28 protein-coding genes are annotated in these 17,975 nt (G+C 42.3%); 26 read left to right on the forward strand and 2 right to left on the reverse strand.

What is annotated here, in order from left to right:
* Positions 1 to 56: 56 nt before the first annotated feature.
* Together fusA and tuf are read left to right on the forward strand one after the other, a co-directional pair.
* Positions 57 to 2,141, forward strand: coding sequence for an elongation factor G (gene fusA / locus A5886_RS01355; RefSeq protein ID WP_086273290.1), 2,085 nt, complete (start codon positions 57 to 59; stop codon positions 2,139 to 2,141).
* A gap of 147 nt (positions 2,142 to 2,288) precedes the next feature.
* Positions 2,289 to 3,476, forward strand: coding sequence for an elongation factor Tu (gene tuf, locus A5886_RS01360; RefSeq protein WP_086273291.1), 1,188 nt, complete (start codon positions 2,289 to 2,291; stop codon positions 3,474 to 3,476).
* A gap of 49 nt (positions 3,477 to 3,525) precedes the next feature.
* On the opposite strand, the gene A5886_RS01365 is transcribed toward tuf, so the two are convergent.
* Together A5886_RS01365 and A5886_RS01370 are read right to left on the reverse strand one after the other, a co-directional pair.
* The gene (locus tag A5886_RS01365; RefSeq protein ID WP_086273292.1) at positions 3,526 to 4,251 is read right to left on the reverse strand and encodes a nitroreductase family protein; all 726 of its coding nucleotides are present in this window, start codon (positions 4,249 to 4,251) and stop codon (positions 3,526 to 3,528) included.
* Entirely contained in the window at positions 4,235 to 5,677 is a 1,443-nt protein-coding gene (locus A5886_RS01370) for an aminotransferase-like domain-containing protein (protein WP_086273293.1), read from the reverse strand. The genes A5886_RS01365 and A5886_RS01370 overlap by 17 nt, the downstream gene beginning before the upstream one ends.
* 102 nt (positions 5,678 to 5,779) lie before the next feature.
* Here A5886_RS01370 and thiD point away from each other — a divergent pair, with 102 nt between their 5' ends.
* From thiD to secY, 24 genes are all read left to right on the forward strand, one after another.
* Positions 5,780 to 6,601, forward strand: coding sequence for a bifunctional hydroxymethylpyrimidine kinase/phosphomethylpyrimidine kinase (gene thiD, locus A5886_RS01375; protein ID WP_086273294.1), 822 nt, complete (start codon positions 5,780 to 5,782; stop codon positions 6,599 to 6,601).
* A complete protein-coding gene (locus A5886_RS01380) occupies positions 6,594 to 7,136 on the forward strand; it encodes an ECF transporter S component (protein ID WP_086273295.1) in 543 nt (180 codons plus the stop codon). The genes thiD and A5886_RS01380 overlap by 8 nt, the downstream gene beginning before the upstream one ends.
* A gap of 307 nt (positions 7,137 to 7,443) precedes the next feature.
* Positions 7,444 to 7,752, forward strand: coding sequence for a 30S ribosomal protein S10 (rpsJ, locus tag A5886_RS01385; protein WP_003127966.1), 309 nt, complete (start codon positions 7,444 to 7,446; stop codon positions 7,750 to 7,752).
* Positions 7,753 to 7,774: 22 nt separating this feature from the next.
* Complete coding sequence (gene rplC / locus A5886_RS01390; protein WP_086273296.1) at positions 7,775 to 8,404, forward strand: 50S ribosomal protein L3; 630 nt, start codon at positions 7,775 to 7,777, stop codon at positions 8,402 to 8,404.
* Between the two features lie 29 nt (positions 8,405 to 8,433).
* A complete protein-coding gene (gene rplD / locus A5886_RS01395) occupies positions 8,434 to 9,057 on the forward strand; it encodes a 50S ribosomal protein L4 (RefSeq protein WP_086273297.1) in 624 nt (207 codons plus the stop codon).
* Entirely contained in the window at positions 9,057 to 9,350 is a 294-nt protein-coding gene (locus A5886_RS01400; protein ID WP_086273298.1) for a 50S ribosomal protein L23, read from the forward strand. Before rplD ends, A5886_RS01400 begins: the two co-directional genes overlap by 1 nt.
* 39 nt (positions 9,351 to 9,389) lie before the next feature.
* Positions 9,390 to 10,220 carry a 50S ribosomal protein L2 gene (rplB, locus tag A5886_RS01405; protein ID WP_086273299.1) on the forward strand — a complete coding sequence of 277 codons (831 nt, stop codon included), beginning with the start codon at positions 9,390 to 9,392 and terminating at the stop codon, positions 10,218 to 10,220.
* 42 nt (positions 10,221 to 10,262) lie between these two features.
* Positions 10,263 to 10,541: a 30S ribosomal protein S19 gene (gene rpsS / locus A5886_RS01410; protein ID WP_054115700.1), complete on the forward strand. Its 279-nt coding sequence runs from the start codon at positions 10,263 to 10,265 to the stop codon at positions 10,539 to 10,541.
* 23 nt (positions 10,542 to 10,564) lie between these two features.
* Complete coding sequence (gene rplV / locus A5886_RS01415; protein WP_003127973.1) at positions 10,565 to 10,912, forward strand: 50S ribosomal protein L22; 348 nt, start codon at positions 10,565 to 10,567, stop codon at positions 10,910 to 10,912.
* A 13-nt stretch (positions 10,913 to 10,925) separates the two neighbouring features.
* Entirely contained in the window at positions 10,926 to 11,582 is a 657-nt protein-coding gene (gene rpsC / locus A5886_RS01420; RefSeq protein ID WP_086273300.1) for a 30S ribosomal protein S3, read from the forward strand.
* 2 nt (positions 11,583 to 11,584) lie between these two features.
* Entirely contained in the window at positions 11,585 to 12,019 is a 435-nt protein-coding gene (gene rplP, locus A5886_RS01425) for a 50S ribosomal protein L16 (RefSeq protein ID WP_086273301.1), read from the forward strand.
* The gene (gene rpmC / locus A5886_RS01430) at positions 12,009 to 12,197 is read left to right on the forward strand and encodes a 50S ribosomal protein L29 (RefSeq protein WP_086273302.1); all 189 of its coding nucleotides are present in this window, start codon (positions 12,009 to 12,011) and stop codon (positions 12,195 to 12,197) included. The genes rplP and rpmC overlap by 11 nt, the downstream gene beginning before the upstream one ends.
* A 24-nt stretch (positions 12,198 to 12,221) precedes the next feature.
* A complete protein-coding gene (rpsQ, locus tag A5886_RS01435; RefSeq protein WP_086273303.1) occupies positions 12,222 to 12,488 on the forward strand; it encodes a 30S ribosomal protein S17 in 267 nt (88 codons plus the stop codon).
* Positions 12,489 to 12,548: 60 nt separating this feature from the next.
* The gene (gene rplN, locus A5886_RS01440) at positions 12,549 to 12,917 is read left to right on the forward strand and encodes a 50S ribosomal protein L14 (protein ID WP_003128006.1); all 369 of its coding nucleotides are present in this window, start codon (positions 12,549 to 12,551) and stop codon (positions 12,915 to 12,917) included.
* Between the two features lie 35 nt (positions 12,918 to 12,952).
* Positions 12,953 to 13,264: a 50S ribosomal protein L24 gene (gene rplX / locus A5886_RS01445; protein ID WP_003128007.1), complete on the forward strand. Its 312-nt coding sequence runs from the start codon at positions 12,953 to 12,955 to the stop codon at positions 13,262 to 13,264.
* A 27-nt stretch (positions 13,265 to 13,291) separates the two neighbouring features.
* The gene (gene rplE, locus A5886_RS01450) at positions 13,292 to 13,831 is read left to right on the forward strand and encodes a 50S ribosomal protein L5 (protein WP_005227088.1); all 540 of its coding nucleotides are present in this window, start codon (positions 13,292 to 13,294) and stop codon (positions 13,829 to 13,831) included.
* An 18-nt stretch (positions 13,832 to 13,849) separates the two neighbouring features.
* Entirely contained in the window at positions 13,850 to 14,035 is a 186-nt protein-coding gene (locus A5886_RS01455) for a type Z 30S ribosomal protein S14 (protein WP_003128010.1), read from the forward strand.
* Between the two features lie 32 nt (positions 14,036 to 14,067).
* Positions 14,068 to 14,466 (forward strand): 30S ribosomal protein S8, encoded by a 399-nt coding sequence (rpsH, locus tag A5886_RS01460; RefSeq protein ID WP_005227093.1) that lies wholly within the window; start codon positions 14,068 to 14,070, stop codon positions 14,464 to 14,466.
* A 31-nt stretch (positions 14,467 to 14,497) separates the two neighbouring features.
* Positions 14,498 to 15,034: a 50S ribosomal protein L6 gene (gene rplF, locus A5886_RS01465; protein WP_086273304.1), complete on the forward strand. Its 537-nt coding sequence runs from the start codon at positions 14,498 to 14,500 to the stop codon at positions 15,032 to 15,034.
* Between the two features lie 56 nt (positions 15,035 to 15,090).
* A complete protein-coding gene (rplR, locus tag A5886_RS01470) occupies positions 15,091 to 15,447 on the forward strand; it encodes a 50S ribosomal protein L18 (protein WP_086273305.1) in 357 nt (118 codons plus the stop codon).
* Between the two features lie 20 nt (positions 15,448 to 15,467).
* A complete protein-coding gene (gene rpsE / locus A5886_RS01475; protein WP_003128014.1) occupies positions 15,468 to 15,968 on the forward strand; it encodes a 30S ribosomal protein S5 in 501 nt (166 codons plus the stop codon).
* A 14-nt stretch (positions 15,969 to 15,982) separates the two neighbouring features.
* Entirely contained in the window at positions 15,983 to 16,162 is a 180-nt protein-coding gene (rpmD, locus tag A5886_RS01480) for a 50S ribosomal protein L30 (RefSeq protein ID WP_054115708.1), read from the forward strand.
* Between the two features lie 40 nt (positions 16,163 to 16,202).
* Positions 16,203 to 16,643, forward strand: a complete 441-nt coding sequence (gene rplO / locus A5886_RS01485) for a 50S ribosomal protein L15 (protein ID WP_003128016.1) — start codon at positions 16,203 to 16,205, stop codon at positions 16,641 to 16,643.
* Entirely contained in the window at positions 16,643 to 17,938 is a 1,296-nt protein-coding gene (gene secY / locus A5886_RS01490) for a preprotein translocase subunit SecY (protein WP_086273306.1), read from the forward strand. The genes rplO and secY overlap by 1 nt, the downstream gene beginning before the upstream one ends.
* Positions 17,939 to 17,975 lie beyond the last annotated feature (37 nt).

Here is a 17,975-nt window from a genome sequence, read left to right on the forward strand (position 1 = left end):
TACTGAGATACGACCTTAACGCAAGTTAAGTATGAATGAGAGGGGAACAACCTAGAATGGCAAGAGAATTTTCGCTAGAAAAAACTCGTAATATCGGAATCATGGCCCACGTTGATGCTGGTAAAACAACAACAACTGAACGTATCCTTTATTACACTGGTAAAATCCATAAAATTGGTGAAACACATGAAGGTGCTTCTCAAATGGACTGGATGGAACAAGAACAAGAACGCGGAATCACAATCACTTCTGCTGCGACAACTGCGCAATGGAAAGAAAACCGCGTAAACATCATCGACACACCAGGACACGTGGACTTCACAATCGAAGTGCAACGTTCATTGCGTGTATTAGATGGTGCTGTAACAGTTTTGGACTCACAATCAGGTGTTGAACCCCAAACTGAAACAGTATGGCGTCAAGCGACAGATTACCGCGTACCACGTGTTGTTTTCTGTAACAAAATGGACAAGATTGGTGCAGACTTCTTATACTCTGTATCTACTTTACATGACCGCTTGCAAGCAAACGCGCATCCAATCCAATTACCAATTGGTGCGGAAGATGACTTCGTCGGTATCATCGACTTAGTTAAAATGAAAGCTGAAATGTATACAAATGACTTAGGAACTGAAATCCAAGAGACTGAAATTCCTGAAGATTATATCGAATTAGCTGAAGAATGGCGCGAAAAATTAATCGAAGCTGTTGCTGATACTGACGAAGAACTAATGATGAAATTCTTGGACGGTGAAGAAATCACTGAAGCAGAATTGAAAGCTGGTATCCGTCAAGCAACGTTAACAGTTGACTTTTTCCCTGTACTTTGTGGATCTGCCTTCAAAAACAAAGGGGTTCAAATGATGTTGGATGCAGTCATTGACTATCTTCCTTCACCACTTGATGTTCCTGCGATCAAAGGGATCAATCCTAAGACAGACGAAGAAACTGATCGTCCAGCTGACGATGAAGCACCATTTGCTTCATTGGCATTTAAAGTAATGACTGACCCATTCGTAGGTCGTTTGACATTCTTCCGTGTGTATTCAGGTGTCTTGAACTCTGGATCATATGTCTTGAATGCATCAAAAGACAAACGCGAACGTATCGGTCGTATCCTGCAAATGCATGCCAACACACGTGCTGAGATCCAAACGGTTTACTCAGGCGATATCGCGGCAGCAGTTGGTTTGAAAGATACAACAACAGGCGATACATTGTGTGATGAAAAATCACCAGTTATCCTTGAATCAATCGAATTCCCAGAACCAGTTATCGAAGTCGCTGTTGAACCTAAATCAAAAGCTGACCAAGATAAAATGGGGATTGCTTTACAAAAACTTGCTGAAGAAGATCCATCATTCCGTGTGGAAACAAACGCTGAAACTGGCGAAACTGTTATTGCTGGTATGGGAGAACTTCACTTGGACGTCTTAGTTGACCGTATGCGTCGCGAATTTAAAGTTGAAGCAAACGTAGGTGCGCCTCAAGTTTCTTATCGTGAAACATTCCGTGCAGCAACACAAGCGGAAGGTAAATTTGTACGTCAGTCTGGTGGTAAAGGTCAATACGGTCACGTATGGGTCGAATTTACACCAAACGAAGAAGGTAAAGGCTTCGAATTCGAAAACGCGATCGTCGGTGGTGTGGTTCCTCGTGAATACATCCCAGCGGTTGAAAAAGGTCTTGAAGACTCAATGGCAAACGGTGTATTAGCCGGTTATCCATTAGTAGACATCAAAGCAAAACTTTATGATGGTTCATACCATGATGTCGATTCAAGTGAAACTGCCTTCCGTGTTGCAGCATCTATGGCTTTACGTGCTGCTGCTAAGAAAGCAAACCCAGTTATTCTTGAACCTATGATGAAAGTTGTTATCACTGTCCCTGAAGATTACTTAGGTGATGTAATGGGTCACGTAACAGCACGTCGTGGACGTGTAGAAGGAATGGAAGCACATGGTAATTCACAAATCGTGAATGCAATCGTACCATTGGCTGAAATGTTCGGCTATGCAACTACATTACGTTCATCAACACAAGGTCGCGGTACGTTCATGATGACATTTGATCACTATGAAGATGTACCAAAATCTGTTCAAGAAGAAATCATCAAGAAAAACGGCGGCAAAGCTGAATAATTGATGAAACGATACGAAATTCATCAAAACGCTATATTTTTTTGAGAGTTTCGTGTACAATATTATCGATGATAAGGGATGGGGAGCATCTGCTCCCTACCTATCAAAATATAAAAATAATCTTTTTTTTAGGAGGAACATTTTAAAATGGCAAAAGAAAAATTTGACCGTTCTAAACCCCACGTTAACATTGGTACGATCGGACACGTTGACCATGGTAAAACTACACTTACAGCTGCAATCACAACTGTATTAGCTAAAAAAGGCTTGGCAAAAGCATCTGCTTATGACCAAATCGATGGCGCTCCAGAAGAACGCGAACGCGGAATCACTATCTCTACAGCGCACGTTGAGTATGAAACAGAAGCACGTCACTATGCTCACGTTGACTGCCCAGGACACGCGGACTACGTTAAAAACATGATCACTGGTGCTGCTCAAATGGACGGCGCGATCTTAGTAGTATCTGCTGCTGATGGTCCTATGCCTCAAACACGCGAACACATCTTGTTATCTCGTAACGTTGGTGTACCATACATCGTTGTTTTCTTAAACAAAATGGATATGGTCGATGACGAAGAATTACTTGAATTAGTTGAAATGGAAGTTCGTGACTTATTGTCAGAATATGACTTCCCAGGCGACGATGTTCCTGTAATCGCTGGTTCTGCTTTGAAAGCTCTTGAAGGCGAAGAATCATACGAAGAAAAAATCTTAGAATTGATGGCTGCAGTTGACGAATACGTTCCAACTCCAGAACGTGACACTGACAAACCATTCATGATGCCAGTCGAAGACGTATTCTCAATCACTGGACGTGGTACTGTTGCTACAGGCCGTGTGGAACGTGGACAAGTTCGCGTTGGTGATGAAGTTGAAATCGTTGGTATTGCTGAAGCAACTGCGAAAACAACTGTAACTGGTGTTGAAATGTTCCGTAAATTGTTAGACTATGCTGAAGCAGGGGATAACATTGGTGCATTACTACGTGGTGTAGCTCGTGAAGACATCCAACGTGGACAAGTATTAGCTAAAGCTGGTACAATCACACCTCATACAAAATTTAAAGCTGAAGTTTACGTTTTAACAAAGGAAGAAGGCGGACGTCACACTCCTTTCTTCACTAACTACCGTCCTCAGTTCTACTTCCGTACAACTGACGTAACTGGTGTTGTTGAATTACCAGAAGGCACTGAAATGGTTATGCCTGGTGATAACGTAACAATCGACGTTGAATTGATCCACCCAATCGCTATCGAAGACGGAACTCGTTTCTCTATTCGTGAAGGCGGACGTACTGTTGGTTCAGGCGTTGTAACTTCAATCCAAGCTTAATTAGATTGAATCAAAAAGCAGAAGCGCATGCGCTTCTGCTTTTTTTGCGTTATTTCGTTAAATGCTGATCTTTCAAAAATTGATCAAATCCTTGATCGGGTGTATGGCTGTAGAAACCAGCGAATTTGTCAGACCATGTTTTTGTCTCTCTGGCTTCCCCGAAGGCAGTCATGGTTTTATCATAAGCTGTGATGAGTTCAGTAGAGTAAGGCTGATAGCCATTGTAATGGATGACTGCTGTTTCAGGTAATCTCGGTTTGACCTTCATCTCAACGATGGGTTTACCGATACTTAACCCAGCAACTGGATAAACATAGTCTGGTAAATGAAGCAAATCGGCAATTTTTTGACTATCTTTTCTGACACTGCCGGAGATGACGGTACCCAAACCTAGAGACTCGGCAGCAATTGATGCAGATTGCAATGCGATACTCGCATCTGTGGTAGCAATCAAAAGCGGTTGATAGCCTTCGTCAATCAAATACGGGGTGTCCTTCCTATCGGCGACTTGTTTGGTCCGTTGCAAGTCTGCCAAAAACAGCAAGAAAACAGAACTTGCAGCGATATGCGGGTTACCTGGATTCCAGGCGACCAGTTGTTCGCGAATCGTAGGATCGTCAATCACGATGATTGAATACGCCTGGCCGTTCATCCAACTTGGTGCTTGGCGCGCTGCTTGTAAAATTGCTTGCAGTTGTTCATTTGGCAGTTGATGATCGGTATCGAATTGGCGGTATGTTCGGTGGTTTTGTAAAAGTTTAATGGTTTCGTTCATTTGATTGCTCCTTTAGTTGGGTTGTGATTGTTCGAAAACGCTCTATAAATAAGGCCTGTTCATCTGCTGCTAATCGCGTGTAATTGATACGTAAAGCACTTGTTTCATTGCTAAAGAGAAACGCTGGGGCAATCAACAGGTTGTGGCGCAAGAAAACCTGCCAATCACTGCGGCGCAAAGGGGCATGACGCCAACGGAGCCAGAAATAAAGCCCGCCTTTGATTGATTGCCATTGCCAATCCTCTCTGAAAGGCAAAAGTGCAGCCTCAAGTGCTGCTTTTCTTTCGGACATCTCTTGCAACAGTACATGCTGTTGAGAAACATAAGCGGGAGATTGCAACGCGATATTTGCCAACATTTGTGGAAAGATCGTTGTATCGATAGCCATACGCCGTTTGGCTTGTGCAAATTGCTCTGCCAAGGCTTCAGGGGCCAATAGCCAACCGATTTTGATCGTGGATCCCAGCAGTTTTGATAAAGACCCTAAATAAATGACCGTTTCAGGGGCCAATGCCTTCAGTTTAGGTGGTGTCTCGGTCAATGCCAACTCGCCAAACACATCATCTTCAATAATTGGTACTTGATAACTTTGGCAGAGAGAAATAATCGTCTTGCGGCGGTTCAAGCTCATCGTATGGCCCGTTGGATTTTGATAACTCGGGTTCAAATAGACGAACTTGATTTTCCTTTCCTTCAACGCTCGAGCCAATGCATTCGGCAACATGCCTTCATCATCTTGTGGAATGCCGACCAATTGCACGTTCATCGTTGAAAAAAGTGGCAAAGAAAATAGAAAAGATGGATCTTCAGTCGCGATACAATCGCCAGCGTGCAGCAATACTTGCATCAATAGGGTGATACCTTGCGTAGAGCCAGCTGTGATCACCAACTTTTGCCCATTTGCAGACAAACCGAAGGCGTCGACCAAATGGCGCAGCAATGTGTCTTCTAACGGCCGATAACCTGAAGGTGTTACCTGTTGATGTTCTGTCCGAATGTCTTCCCAAGTAAAAGCGGGGAAAGCGAAATCTGGAATCAACGCAGGCGGTAAATCGCCAGTATATAAATCTAACACATGCGGTTGTTGACGCAATTGTTGGATCTCGGTGACAAATGGGTCTTGCTGCAAATAAGGACTGTCTAGAGACGCCCGTAAGTATGACAGTGGCGCTTGCCTACTGCCCCAACGCCCTTCTAAGACTTTGGATCCGCTGCCTTGTTTTCTGGAGATCCAGCCAAGACTTCTCAGTTCATCTAATGCTTTGACAACTGTGGAGCGATTCACAGCAAAACGAGCTGCGAGTTCTCTTTCTGGCGGCAAACGATCACCGGGACCATATGTGCCGCTTTGAATTTGGTCAATGAAATAGGTAACGATCTGTTGATAAAACGGCTGCTGGCTCGTTTTATCGACTGTGAATGTCATAGCGACCCACCTTTCTATAATTGGATGGTTCTAAAATAAGCCAAATGGCTCTTTTCGTCAAGAGGGAGATTGTCTATACTGGGAAAAAAGGAGTGGATGTACATGAAAAAAGTTTTAACGATCGCCGGTTCTGATTCAACTGGTGGTGCTGGAATAGAAGCAGATTTGAAGACATTTCAAGAGTACGGGACTTTCGGGTTCGCCTCTTTGGCGTCGATCGTCACAATGGACCCAACGATAGGGTGGCAACATGAGGTCACATCCATCACAGCTGAGCTGTTGGAGAAGCAATTGATTTCTGCTTTAGCAGGAGAAGCAATGGATGCCGTCAAAACAGGGATGATGGGAAATGAAGAAAATATCAAAGTCGCTGCGCGCGTGATTAAAGCGCATCAAATCAAACAAGTCGTGATTGATCCTGTGATTGCTTGTAAAGGAACAGCAAATATTTTGCAGCCGAAAAGTGTGGATGCCATTATTACAGATTTGCTGCCGTTAGCTGATATTGCCACACCTAATTTAGTGGAAGCGGGGATTCTATCAGGATTGGGCGATCTGGAGACAGTGGATGACATGAAAGCAGCGGCCGAAAACATTTATCGATTGGGCGCAAAACATGTCGTCGTAAAAGGCGGGCATCGTCTTCAGGCTGATCAAGCAGTGGATATCTTCTATGATGGAAAGCAATTCACCGTTTTAGCAGGTGAACGCATTGATTCAGATTTTAACCACGGTGCGGGTTGTACATTCTCAGCTGCGATTGCTGCAGGATTAGCCAAAGGGTGGACAGTCCTTGAAAGTGTCCAAACTGCCAAAGCATTTGTTGCAGCCGCGATCAAGCAAGGTGTCTTGATCAATCCATATGTAGGACATGTCTGGCACGGCGCGTATAATCAAGCAGAAAGAAGGATGGATCATGCGTAATGGGAAAATTCAACGTATTGTATTAGTGGCCCTTTTTACAGCCTTGACTGTGATTGGCACGATGATTAAAATCCCATTGCCTACGGGAGCGTTTGTTCATTTAGGAAATGCGGTGTTACTAATAGCTGTTTTATTGCTAGGATACAGCAATGGCTCCCTTGCAGGTGGTCTTGGATTCGCAATCTTTGATCTCCTAAACGGATATGCAACGGAAGCCCCTTATTTTATTCTGGAAAGTTTCGTTGTCGGCGCAGCTGCCTATGGTGCTTTCCGACTATTTAAAAAGAAACCGCAGCATGTCTGGCAGCTGATCGTGATCGGTGTCGTGACGGGGCTGGCGAAGTTGCTGATGACACAAGGGAAGAATACTGTGATGCTATGGTATCTTGGCAGTTCATTTTCAAGTGCTTGGGCAGCTGCTTTGCTCAAGCTGCCAGCGACGATCATCAATGTCAGTGTCACGATTCTTTTAGTGGCTATTCTATATTTCCCCTTAAAAAAAGCAATAGACAGAGCATTTCGTCAACATATATAGATGAAAAAAAAAGAGCACAATGCTCTTTTTTTATTTTATGATTGTTTGATAAGAAAATTTTCAGAAATAAATACAAAAGAATCCTTGGTTTTCAATAAAAAAAGCTTGCAATCAATGTTTATCCGTAATATAATCATAAAGGTGCTGTTTACGTAAAATGCGTAAGTCACACTGGCAGCAAAGAAATTTCTGCCGGCTACGAAACGAGAGGTTGCGACACGCCCGGACGCTTTGCCATGGACGAGCGTGACGGAAAATTTTCGTGGAGCTATGTCTACTTTTCAAAATAGGCGAAGGAGGGAAAACAATGGCAAAACAAAAAATTCGTATCCGTTTAAAAGCGTATGAACATCGTATTTTAGATCAATCAGCGGATAAAATCGTAGAAACTGCAAAAAGAACTGGAGCTGGCGTATCTGGTCCAATTCCATTACCAACTGAACGCAGCTTGTACACGATCATCCGTGCGACGCACAAATACAAAGATTCACGCGAACAATTCGAAATGCGGACACACAAACGTCTAATCGACATTGTGAATCCAACACCAAAAACAGTTGATGCTTTAATGAAGCTTGACTTGCCAAGCGGTGTAAATATTGAAATCAAACTATAATAATTAAGATGGAGGTGTAATCATGACCAAAGGAATCTTAGGGAAAAAAGTGGGAATGACACAAATCTTCACTGAATCTGGCGAGTTGATTCCAGTAACTGTAGTTGAAGCTACTGCTAACGTAGTACTACAAGTGAAAACAATCGAAAATGACGGCTACGAAGCAATTCAAGTCGGTTACCAAGATAAACGTGAAGTTTTGGCAAACAAACCTGCGAAAGGTCATGTTGCGAAAGCAAACACGGCTCCTAAGCGCTTCATTCGCGAATTTAAGAATGTAGAGCTTGAGGGCTTAGAAGTAGGATCAGAAATCAAAGTTGATATTTTTGAAGCAGGAGACATCATCGATGTTACCGGCACGTCAAAAGGTAAAGGATTCCAAGGCGTTATCAAACGTCACGGACAAAGCCGCGGCCCAATGGCTCACGGATCTCGTTACCACCGTCGTCCTGGATCAATGGGTCCAGTCGCACCTAACCGTGTATTCAAAAATAAACGTCTAGCTGGCCGTATGGGTGGCGATCGCATCACGATCCAAAACTTGGAAATCGTACGCGTAGACGCAGAACGCAACGTTATTCTGATCAAAGGAAACGTTCCTGGCGCGAAAAAATCATTGATTACAATCAAATCAGCTGTGAAAGCTAAATAAGCAGATAGGAAGAAAGGAGGAACTAAGGAATGCCGAATGTAGCATTATTCAAACAAGATGGAAGCCAAAATGGCGAAATTACATTGAACGAAGAAATCTTCGGAATTGAACCAAATGAAACAGTTGTCTATGATGCAATCATCATGCAACGTGCTTCATTAAGACAAGGAACACACGCTGTGAAAAACCGCAGTGCCGTTCGTGGCGGTGGCCGTAAACCATGGCGCCAAAAAGGAACTGGTCGTGCCCGTCAAGGTTCGATCCGCTCACCACAATGGCGTGGAGGTGGCGTAGTCTTCGGACCAACACCACGTTCATATAGCTACAAACTTCCAAAAAAAGTTCGTCGCTTAGCAATGAAATCTGTATTATCAGAGAAAGTTGCTTCAAATAACTTGGTAGCAATCGAAGGATTAAGCTTTGATGCACCAAAAACAAAAGAATTCAAACAAGTTCTTGCTAACTTGACAATTGATTCTAAAGTATTGGTAGTTCTAGAATCTGAAAACGACTTTGCCGCTTTATCAGCGCGCAACTTGTCAAAAGTTTCTGTAGTAACTGCTGATAACATCAGTGTTCTAGATATCGTTTCTAGCGATAAATTATTAGTAACACAAACTGCTCTTACTCAGATCGAGGAGGTGCTTGCATAATGAACTTACTAGACGTTATTAAACGCCCAGTGATCACTGAAAAGTCAATGCTTGCCATGGATGACAAGAAATACACTTTTGAAGTGGACACAAGAGCAAACAAAACTTTAGTAAAACAAGCTGTAGAAGCTGCCTTTGACGGCGTGAAAGTGGCTAACGTGAATATCATCAACGTTCGTCCTAAATTCAAACGCATGGGTAAATATGCAGGATATACAAAAAAACGTCGCAAAGCTATTGTGACTTTAACTGAAGGTTCAAAAGAAATTACAATTTTCGAAGCTGCTGAATAAGTAGTCTACGTATAAATTTTACATGGGAGGGAAAAAGACGTGGCGATTAAAAAGTACAAACCTACCACGAACGGCCGTCGTAATATGACAAGTTCTGATTTCGCTGAAATCACAACTTCAACACCAGAAAAAACATTGTTAGCTCCTTTGAAAAACAATGCTGGTCGTAACAACAACGGACGTATCACGGTTCGTCATCAAGGTGGCGGTCACAAACGTCAATACCGTATAATCGATTTCAAACGTAACAAGGACAACGTCGTTGCTACAGTTAAAACGATTGAATATGATCCAAACCGTTCTGCTAACATCGCGTTAGTACATTACGAGGATGGAGTAAAAGCATACATCTTAGCACCTAAAGGATTAGAAGTTGGCACTAAGATCGTTTCTGGTCCAGAATCAGATATCAAAGTAGGTAACGCATTACCACTAGAAAACATTCCAGTTGGTACAGTTATCCACAATATCGAAATGAAACCTGGCAAAGGCGGACAATTGATCCGTTCAGCTGGTACAAGTGCACAAGTACTTGGTAAAGAAGGAAAATACGTCTTGATTCGCTTGAACTCAGGCGAAGTACGAATGATCTTGGCAACTTGCCGTGCAACGATCGGTGCTGTTGGTAACGAACAACACGAATTGATCAACATCGGTAAAGCTGGACGTTCTCGTTGGATGCGCAAACGCCCAACTGTTCGTGGTAGCGTAATGAACCCTAACGATCACCCACACGGTGGTGGTGAAGGTAAAGCACCAATCGGACGCAAAGCACCAGTTTCTCCTTGGGGACAACCTGCTCTTGGGTACAAAACACGTAATAAAAAAGCAAAATCTGACAAACTTATCGTTCGTCGTAAAACGAAGTAATATTTATGACCGTGTGTCACATATTTTGAGAGGAGGTACACCATGGGTCGTAGTTTGAAAAAAGGACCTTTCGTCGATGATCATTTGATGAAAAAGGTTGAAGCACAAGAAGGCGCCGAAAAGAAAAAAGTGATCAAAACTTGGTCACGTCGTTCCACAATTTTCCCGAATTTTATCGGATATACTATCGCAGTATATGATGGACGGAAACATGTACCAGTTTACATCCAAGAAGACATGGTAGGACACAAATTAGGTGAATTTGCACCAACAAGAACTTATCGCGGACATGCTGCCGATGATAAGAAAACAAGACGCTAATTTTGAGGGGAGGATATCCAAAAATGGCAGAACAAATTACATCAGCGAAAGCAACTGCTAAAACAGTCCGCGTTTCTCCTCGCAAATCACGTCTAGTTATTGACTTAATCAGAGGAAAAAGCGTTGCTGAAGCAATCGCGATCTTAAAGTTCACACCAAACAAAGCTGCAGGAATCATCGAGAAAGTCTTGATGTCAGCTATCGCTAATGCAGAAAATAATTTTGACTTAGATGTTGAAAACTTGATCGTTTCTGAAGCATTCGTTAACGAAGGACCAACTATGAAACGGTTCCGTCCACGTGCGAAAGGTTCAGCATCACCAATCAACAAACGTACAAGTCATATTACTGTAGTCGTATCAGAAAAATAAGGAGGGACAATCAGTGGGTCAAAAAGTACATCCAATTGGAATGCGCGTAGGCATCATCCGTGACTGGGATGCTAAATGGTATGCTGAAAAAGAGTATGCTGAATTTCTACACGAAGATTTGAAAATCCGTAAATTTATCGCATCTAAACTTGCTGATGCCGCAGTGTCAACAATTGAAATCGAACGCGCAGCAAACCGCGTAAACATTTCAATCCACACAGCGAAACCAGGTATGGTTATCGGTAAAGGCGGATCTGAAGTCGAAAACCTAAGAAAAGAATTAAACAACTTAACTGGCAAACGAGTACACATCAACATCGTTGAAATCAAAAAGCCAGATTTAGATGCTAAATTAGTGGGCGAAGGAATTGCACGTCAATTAGAAAACCGTGTTGCTTTCCGTCGTGCACAAAAACAAGCGATCCAACGCACAATGCGTTCAGGCGCTAAAGGAATCAAAACACAAGTTTCTGGTCGTCTAAACGGTGCCGATATTGCCCGTTCAGAAGGTTATTCAGAAGGAACTGTTCCACTTCATACATTACGTGCGGATATTGATTACGCATGGGAAGAAGCAGATACAACATACGGAAAACTAGGAGTTAAAGTGTGGATTTATCGTGGAGAAGTTCTTCCAACTAAAAAAAACACTGAGAAAGGAGGGAAATAATCATGTTAGTACCTAAACGTGTGAAACACCGTCGTGAGTTCCGTGGTAAAATGCGCGGTGAAGCAAAAGGCGGCAAAGAAGTAGCTTTCGGTGAATACGGCTTACAAGCTGTTGAATCTCACTGGATCACTAACCGCCAAATTGAAGCATCTCGTATCGCCATGACTCGTTATATGAAACGTGGCGGGAAAGTATGGATCAAAATTTTCCCTCACAAATCATATACATCAAAAGCTATTGGCGTTCGTATGGGTAAAGGTAAAGGGGCTCCAGAAGGATGGGTATCACCAGTTAAACGTGGAAAAATCATGTTTGAAATCGCCGGTGTTCCTGAAGAAGTTGCGCGTGAAGCGTTACGTCTTGCTTCTCACAAATTACCTATGAAAACGAAAATCGTAAAACGTGAGGAAATGGGTGGTGAATCGAATGAAGGTTAAAGAAATCAGAGAATTAACCACTGCCGAAATGCTAGATCAAGAAAAACAATTGAAAGAAGAATTGTTTAATCTTAGATTCCAATTAGCAACGGGTCAATTAGAAAACACTGCACGTATCAAAGAAGTACGTAAATCGATTGCACGCATCAAAACTGTATTGCGTGCACAAGCTAAGTAATAGTGGAAGGAGGCCATTTAGCGTATGACTGAAGAAAGAAATCAACGCAAAGTTTACCAAGGTCGCGTGGTATCCGACAAAATGGATAAAACCATTACTGTTGTTGTTGAAACAAAGAAAAACCACCCTATCTACGGAAAACGTCTGAACTATTCTAAGAAATACAAAGCACACGATGAAAACAACGAAGCAAAAGTTGGCGATATCGTGAAAATTATGGAAACTCGTCCATTATCAGCTACGAAACGTTTCCGTCTAGTAGATATTGTTGAAAAGGCAGTGATTATCTAATCACACGAGATTTTCCTATATAGATTATGAATTGCAAAATCTGAAAGGAGGATACACATCGTGATCCAAGCAGAAAGCCGATTAAGAGTAGCGGACAACTCAGGTGCCCGTGAAATTCTAACGATCAAAGTCCTTGGCGGATCTGGTCGCAAAACTGCCAATATTGGTGATGTGATCGTTGCTACGGTCAAACAAGCAACGCCAGGTGGGGTTGTCAAAAAAGGTGACGTCGTTAAAGCCGTTATCGTTCGTACAAAATCAGGAGCACGTCGTACAGACGGTTCTTATATCAAATTCGATGAAAATGCTGCGGTAATTATCCGTGATGATAAGAGCCCTCGTGGAACTCGTATCTTTGGCCCAGTGGCCCGCGAATTGCGTGAAGGCAACTTCATGAAGATCGTTTCCCTAGCACCAGAAGTATTGTAATAGTGAGTCTTATCTAAAGGAGGTGCGAAACAAACATGTTTGTTAAAAAAGGCGATAAAGTTAAAGTTATCACTGGTAAAGACAAAAACAAAGAAGGCGTTGTGCTAGCAGCGTTTCCTAAAAAAGACAAAGTCGTTGTTGAAGGTGTCAATGTCGTGAAAAAACACCAAAAACCTTCTCAAACTGCTCCTCAAGGCGGAATCGTTGAAATGGAAGCACCCATTCATGTTTCAAACGTGATGGTGGTTGATCCTTCGAACGGTGAAGCAACACGTGTAGGTTACAAAGAAGTTGACGGCAAAAAAGTCCGCGTTTCTAAAAAAACCGGCGAAGTTCTTGATAAATAATCAGATGAAGGAAGGAGGGGCTAACAGATGAACCGCCTTAAAGAAAAATATTCAAAAGAAGTTGTCCCATCATTAATGGACAAATTTAACTACAGCTCAATCATGGAAGCACCAAAAGTTGATAAAATCGTTATCAACATGGGTGTGGGTGATGCTGTGTCAAACGCAAAAAACTTAGACAAAGCTGTTGAAGAATTGCAATTGATCTCCGGTCAAAAACCATTGATCACCAAAGCGAAAAAATCAATCGCTGGCTTCCGTTTACGTGAAGGTATGCCAATCGGTGCGAAAGTAACATTGCGCGGCGAAAGAATGTATGAATTCTTAGACAAATTGGTCAGTGTTTCATTGCCACGTGTCCGTGACTTCCACGGTGTGAGCAAAAAAGCGTTCGACGGACGCGGAAATTACACTTTAGGTATCAAAGAACAATTGATCTTCCCTGAAGTTGATTATGATTTGATCGACAAAGTACGTGGTATGGATATCGTTATTGTAACAACAGCAAACACAGATGAAGAATCTCGTGAATTGTTAACACAATTAGGCATGCCATTCCAAAAATAAAAAAAGGAGGCGAACTACGTGGCTAAAAAATCAATGATTGCTAAAAATAAACGCCCTGCTAAATTCTCAACACAAGAATATACACGTTGCGAACGTTGCGGACGTCCACATTCAGTTTATCGTAAATTTCATCTATGCCGTATTTGCTTCCGCGAACTTGCCTATAAAGGACAAATTCCCGGCGTGAAGAAAGCTAGCTGGTAAACTATACTCGCATAAAGGAGGTAAATTATCCCATGGTCATGACAGATCCAATCGCAGATTTTCTAACGCGCGTGCGTAACGCAAACATGGTTAAACACGAAAGCTTAGAAGTACCTGCTTCAAAAATCAAACGTGATATCGCTGAAATCTTGAAACGTGAAGGTTTCGTCCGCGATGTTGAATACATTGAAGATGACAAACAAGGCGTGATCCGCGTATTTCTTAAATACGGCAAAAACGGCGAACGTGTTATCACTAACTTAAAACGTATCTCTAAACCAGGCTTGCGTGCTTATGTCAAAGCTGACGAAGTACCTAAAGTATTGAATGGTCTAGGAATCGCAATTATCTCAACTTCTGACGGTGTTATCACTGACAAAGAAGCTAGAGCAAAAAATGTTGGCGGCGAAGTAGTCGCTTATGTATGGTAATTTAAAATATTACACAAGGAGGTGCCTCTAAGTGAGTCGTATCGGTAATAAGATCGTCGTTCTTCCTGCAGGTGTTGAAGTCAAACAAGCTGGAAACGACATTACAGTTAAAGGACCAAAAGGTGAATTGACACGTACTTTCTCTTCTGATATTACAATGAATATCGAAGGAAGCGAAGTGACATTCACTCGTCCAAACGATAGTAAGGAAATGAAAACTATCCACGGAACTACCCGTGCAAACTTCAACAACATGGTTGTTGGTGTTTCTGAAGGTTTCCAAAAAGCGTTAGAATTGATCGGGGTTGGGTACCGTGCACAATTACAAGGTAAAAAACTTGTATTGAGCGTAGGTTACTCTCATCCAGTTGAAATCGAAGCGCCAGCTGGCATTGAAATCGAAGTGCCATCTAATACTTCTGTTATCATCAAAGGAATTGATAAAGAAGTCGTCGGCGAATTGGCTGCCAATATCCGTGGCGTTCGTCCTCCAGAACCTTATAAAGGCAAAGGAATTCGTTATGTTGGCGAATTTGTACGCCGTAAAGAAGGTAAAACTGGTAAATAGTCGTAACGTGTTACGACTAGCAGCTTAGGCTAGCAAATATAAAGAGGTGACAAATTGTGATTACAAAACCAGATAAAAACAAGACACGTCAAAAAAGACATCGTCGCGTACGTAACAAAATCTCTGGTACTGCTGAGTGCCCACGCTTAAACGTGTTCCGTTCGAACAAAAACATCTACGCACAAGTAATTGATGACGTAGCGGGTGTGACGCTAGCAAGTGCCTCTGCCTTAGATAAAGAAGTTTCAGGTGCAAACAAAACTGAACAAGCACAAGCTGTCGGTAAATTAGTCGCAGAACGTGCAGCAGCAAAAGGAATTAAAGTAGTAGTCTTTGACCGTGGTGGATACCTTTACCATGGCCGTGTAGCAGCTTTAGCTGAAGCAGCACGCGAAAATGGACTAGAATTTTAAGAGAAGGAGGAACACCATTCATGGTTTATATTGATCCAAAACATTTGGAATTAGAAGACCGCGTTGTTGCGATCAACCGTGTTACTAAAGTTGTTAAAGGTGGACGTCGTCTACGCTTTGCTGCTCTAGTCGTTGTCGGTGACAAAAACGGACACGTAGGTTTCGGTACTGGTAAAGCACAAGAAGTACCAGAAGCAATCCGTAAAGCAATCGAAGATGCGAAGAAAAACTTGGTTGAAGTACCAATGGTTGGTTCTACAATCCCTCACGAAGTTATCGGTGTATTCGGTGGCGGACGTATCCTAATGAAACCTGCTGTAGAAGGTTCTGGGGTCGCTGCTGGTGGACCAGTTCGTGCCGTATTGGAATTAGCTGGGGTAGCAGATATCACATCTAAATCTTTAGGTTCTAACACACCAATCAACGTTGTTCGCGCAACTGTTGAAGGTTTGAAACAATTAAAACGCGCTGAAGAAGTGGCAGCACTTCGCGGCAAATCAGTAGAAGAATTAATCGGTTAAGGAGGACAAACATAATGGCTGAATTGAAAATTACTTTAAAACGCAGTATTATCGGACGTCCTCAAAACCAACGCGATACTGTAAAAGCGTTAGGTCTTACGAAAATGAACTCAACAGTTGTAAAACCAGCCAATGATGCAATCAAAGGCATGGTCAATACTGTTTCTCATTTAGTGGACGTTGAAGAAGTCTAAGGATCAGCAGATCTAGTTTGATTAAGGAGGTGCCAAACCTATGAAACTTCATGAATTAAAACCATCAGAAGGCTCACGCCAAGTACGTAACCGTGTTGGACGAGGAACTTCATCTGGTAACGGTAAAACAGCTGGACGTGGACAAAAAGGTCAAAAAGCTCGTTCAGGTGGCGGAGTACGTCTAGGATTCGAAGGTGGACAAACACCATTGTTCCGTCGTTTACCAAAACGTGGCTTTACCAATGTAAACCGCAAAGAATATGCAGTCATCAATCTTGATGTCTTAAACCGCTTTGAAGACGGTGCTGAAGTAACACCTGTTGCTTTACACGAAGCTGGAATCGTCAAAGACGAAAAAGCTGGAATCAAAGTATTAGCTAACGGAGAATTAACGAAGAAATTGACTGTGAAAGCAGCTAAATTTTCAAAAGCAGCTGAGGAAGCAATCGTTGCTGCTGGTGGATCAATCGAGGTGATCTAATGATCAAACTATTGAAGGATGCCTTTAAAGTAAAAGATATTAGATCAAGAATTTTGTTCACTGTGTTTATCTTGTTTGTCTTTCGTCTGGGAACCCACATTACTGTGCCAGGCGTAGACGCAAGCCGCTTGGCTACTATTGCTGATTTGCCATTTTTAAATATGTTGAATCTAGTCAGTGGTGGCGCTATGCAACAATTTTCGATATTCTCAATGGGGGTTTCCCCATACATCACTGCATCGATTGTTATACAATTGCTGCAAATGGATATCGTACCAAAATTTGTTGAATGGTCAAAACAAGGGGAAGTCGGTCGTAAGAAATTAAATCAAGCAACCCGTTATTTGACATTAGTATTGGCCTTTGTCCAATCAATGACTTTAACAGCTGGTTTTAACTATTACACACAACTTGGCTTCGTAAACAATCCAAACGTTGCTACGTTTATCGTTATTGGTTTGATCCTGACAGCAGGCACGATGTTAGTGACTTGGTTAGGCGAACAAATCACAGAACGTGGTATTGGTAATGGTGTGTCGATGGTCATCTTTGCAGGGATCATTTCACGCTTACCGGCCAGCATCAAAGAATTGATCGAAGATTATTTCATCAATGTGGAAAAATCAGACATTTGGCTCAACGCCGTTTTTATGCTGATTCTTGTTGTAGCTGTATTGCTCGTAATTACGTTCGTAACTTACGTGCAACAAGCAGAACGTAAGATTCCGATCCAATATACCAAACGGGTAGCAGGTGCACCTACAAGCAGTTACCTTCCATTGAAAGTAAATGCAGCCGGTGTGATCCCAGTTATCTTTGCCAGCTCTTTGATCACGACGCCAAATGCGATCATTCAAGCATTAGGCAGTTCGTACAAAGGTGAAACGTGGTATGACATTGTACAAATGATTTTTAGTTATAACACCGTACCGGGTGCTATCGTATACACGGTCTTGATCGTCGCATTTACGTTCTTCTACGCATTTGTTCAAGTCAACCCTGAGAAATTAGCGGAAAACTTGCAAAAACAAGGAAGTTATATTCCAAGTGTGCGTCCTGGTAAAGGAACAGAAGAATATGTATCGCGTTTGTTAATGCGATTAAGTACTGTCGGTTCAGTGTTCTTAGGCTTGGTTGCATTGCTGCCAATCATTGCACAAATGGTTTGGAACTTACCGCAATCAATCGGGTTAGGTGGAACAAGTTTATTGATCGTTATTGGTGTGGCGCTGGATACTGCCAAGCAGTTAGAAGGACTTATGCTGAAACGTAAATATACTGGTTTTATCAATTAAAGTGTTTGAGGTGTTGAGGTCTTCCTCAACACTATTC

This window comes from Candidatus Enterococcus testudinis (genome assembly GCF_002140915.1).
Classification (GTDB): domain Bacteria; phylum Bacillota; class Bacilli; order Lactobacillales; family Enterococcaceae; genus Enterococcus_D; species Enterococcus_D testudinis.

Coding starts and splice junctions, on each gene's coding strand:
- fusA (WP_086273290.1), top strand. CDS start 57: ATGGCAAGAGAATTTTCGCTAGAAAAAACTCGTAATATCGGAATCATG.
- tuf (WP_086273291.1), top strand. CDS start 2,289: ATGGCAAAAGAAAAATTTGACCGTTCTAAACCCCACGTTAACATTGGT.
- A5886_RS01365 (WP_086273292.1), bottom strand. CDS start 4,251: ATGAACGAAACCATTAAACTTTTACAAAACCACCGAACATACCGCCAA.
- A5886_RS01370 (WP_086273293.1), bottom strand. CDS start 5,677: ATGACATTCACAGTCGATAAAACGAGCCAGCAGCCGTTTTATCAACAG.
- thiD (WP_086273294.1), top strand. CDS start 5,780: ATGAAAAAAGTTTTAACGATCGCCGGTTCTGATTCAACTGGTGGTGCT.
- A5886_RS01380 (WP_086273295.1), top strand. CDS start 6,594: ATGCGTAATGGGAAAATTCAACGTATTGTATTAGTGGCCCTTTTTACA.
- rpsJ (WP_003127966.1), top strand. CDS start 7,444: ATGGCAAAACAAAAAATTCGTATCCGTTTAAAAGCGTATGAACATCGT.
- rplC (WP_086273296.1), top strand. CDS start 7,775: ATGACCAAAGGAATCTTAGGGAAAAAAGTGGGAATGACACAAATCTTC.
- rplD (WP_086273297.1), top strand. CDS start 8,434: ATGCCGAATGTAGCATTATTCAAACAAGATGGAAGCCAAAATGGCGAA.
- A5886_RS01400 (WP_086273298.1), top strand. CDS start 9,057: ATGAACTTACTAGACGTTATTAAACGCCCAGTGATCACTGAAAAGTCA.
- rpsS (WP_054115700.1), top strand. CDS start 10,263: ATGGGTCGTAGTTTGAAAAAAGGACCTTTCGTCGATGATCATTTGATG.
- rplV (WP_003127973.1), top strand. CDS start 10,565: ATGGCAGAACAAATTACATCAGCGAAAGCAACTGCTAAAACAGTCCGC.
- rplP (WP_086273301.1), top strand. CDS start 11,585: ATGTTAGTACCTAAACGTGTGAAACACCGTCGTGAGTTCCGTGGTAAA.
- rpmC (WP_086273302.1), top strand. CDS start 12,009: ATGAAGGTTAAAGAAATCAGAGAATTAACCACTGCCGAAATGCTAGAT.
- rpsQ (WP_086273303.1), top strand. CDS start 12,222: ATGACTGAAGAAAGAAATCAACGCAAAGTTTACCAAGGTCGCGTGGTA.
- rplX (WP_003128007.1), top strand. CDS start 12,953: ATGTTTGTTAAAAAAGGCGATAAAGTTAAAGTTATCACTGGTAAAGAC.
- rplE (WP_005227088.1), top strand. CDS start 13,292: ATGAACCGCCTTAAAGAAAAATATTCAAAAGAAGTTGTCCCATCATTA.
- rpsH (WP_005227093.1), top strand. CDS start 14,068: ATGGTCATGACAGATCCAATCGCAGATTTTCTAACGCGCGTGCGTAAC.
- rpsE (WP_003128014.1), top strand. CDS start 15,468: ATGGTTTATATTGATCCAAAACATTTGGAATTAGAAGACCGCGTTGTT.
- rpmD (WP_054115708.1), top strand. CDS start 15,983: ATGGCTGAATTGAAAATTACTTTAAAACGCAGTATTATCGGACGTCCT.
- rplO (WP_003128016.1), top strand. CDS start 16,203: ATGAAACTTCATGAATTAAAACCATCAGAAGGCTCACGCCAAGTACGT.
- secY (WP_086273306.1), top strand. CDS start 16,643: ATGATCAAACTATTGAAGGATGCCTTTAAAGTAAAAGATATTAGATCA.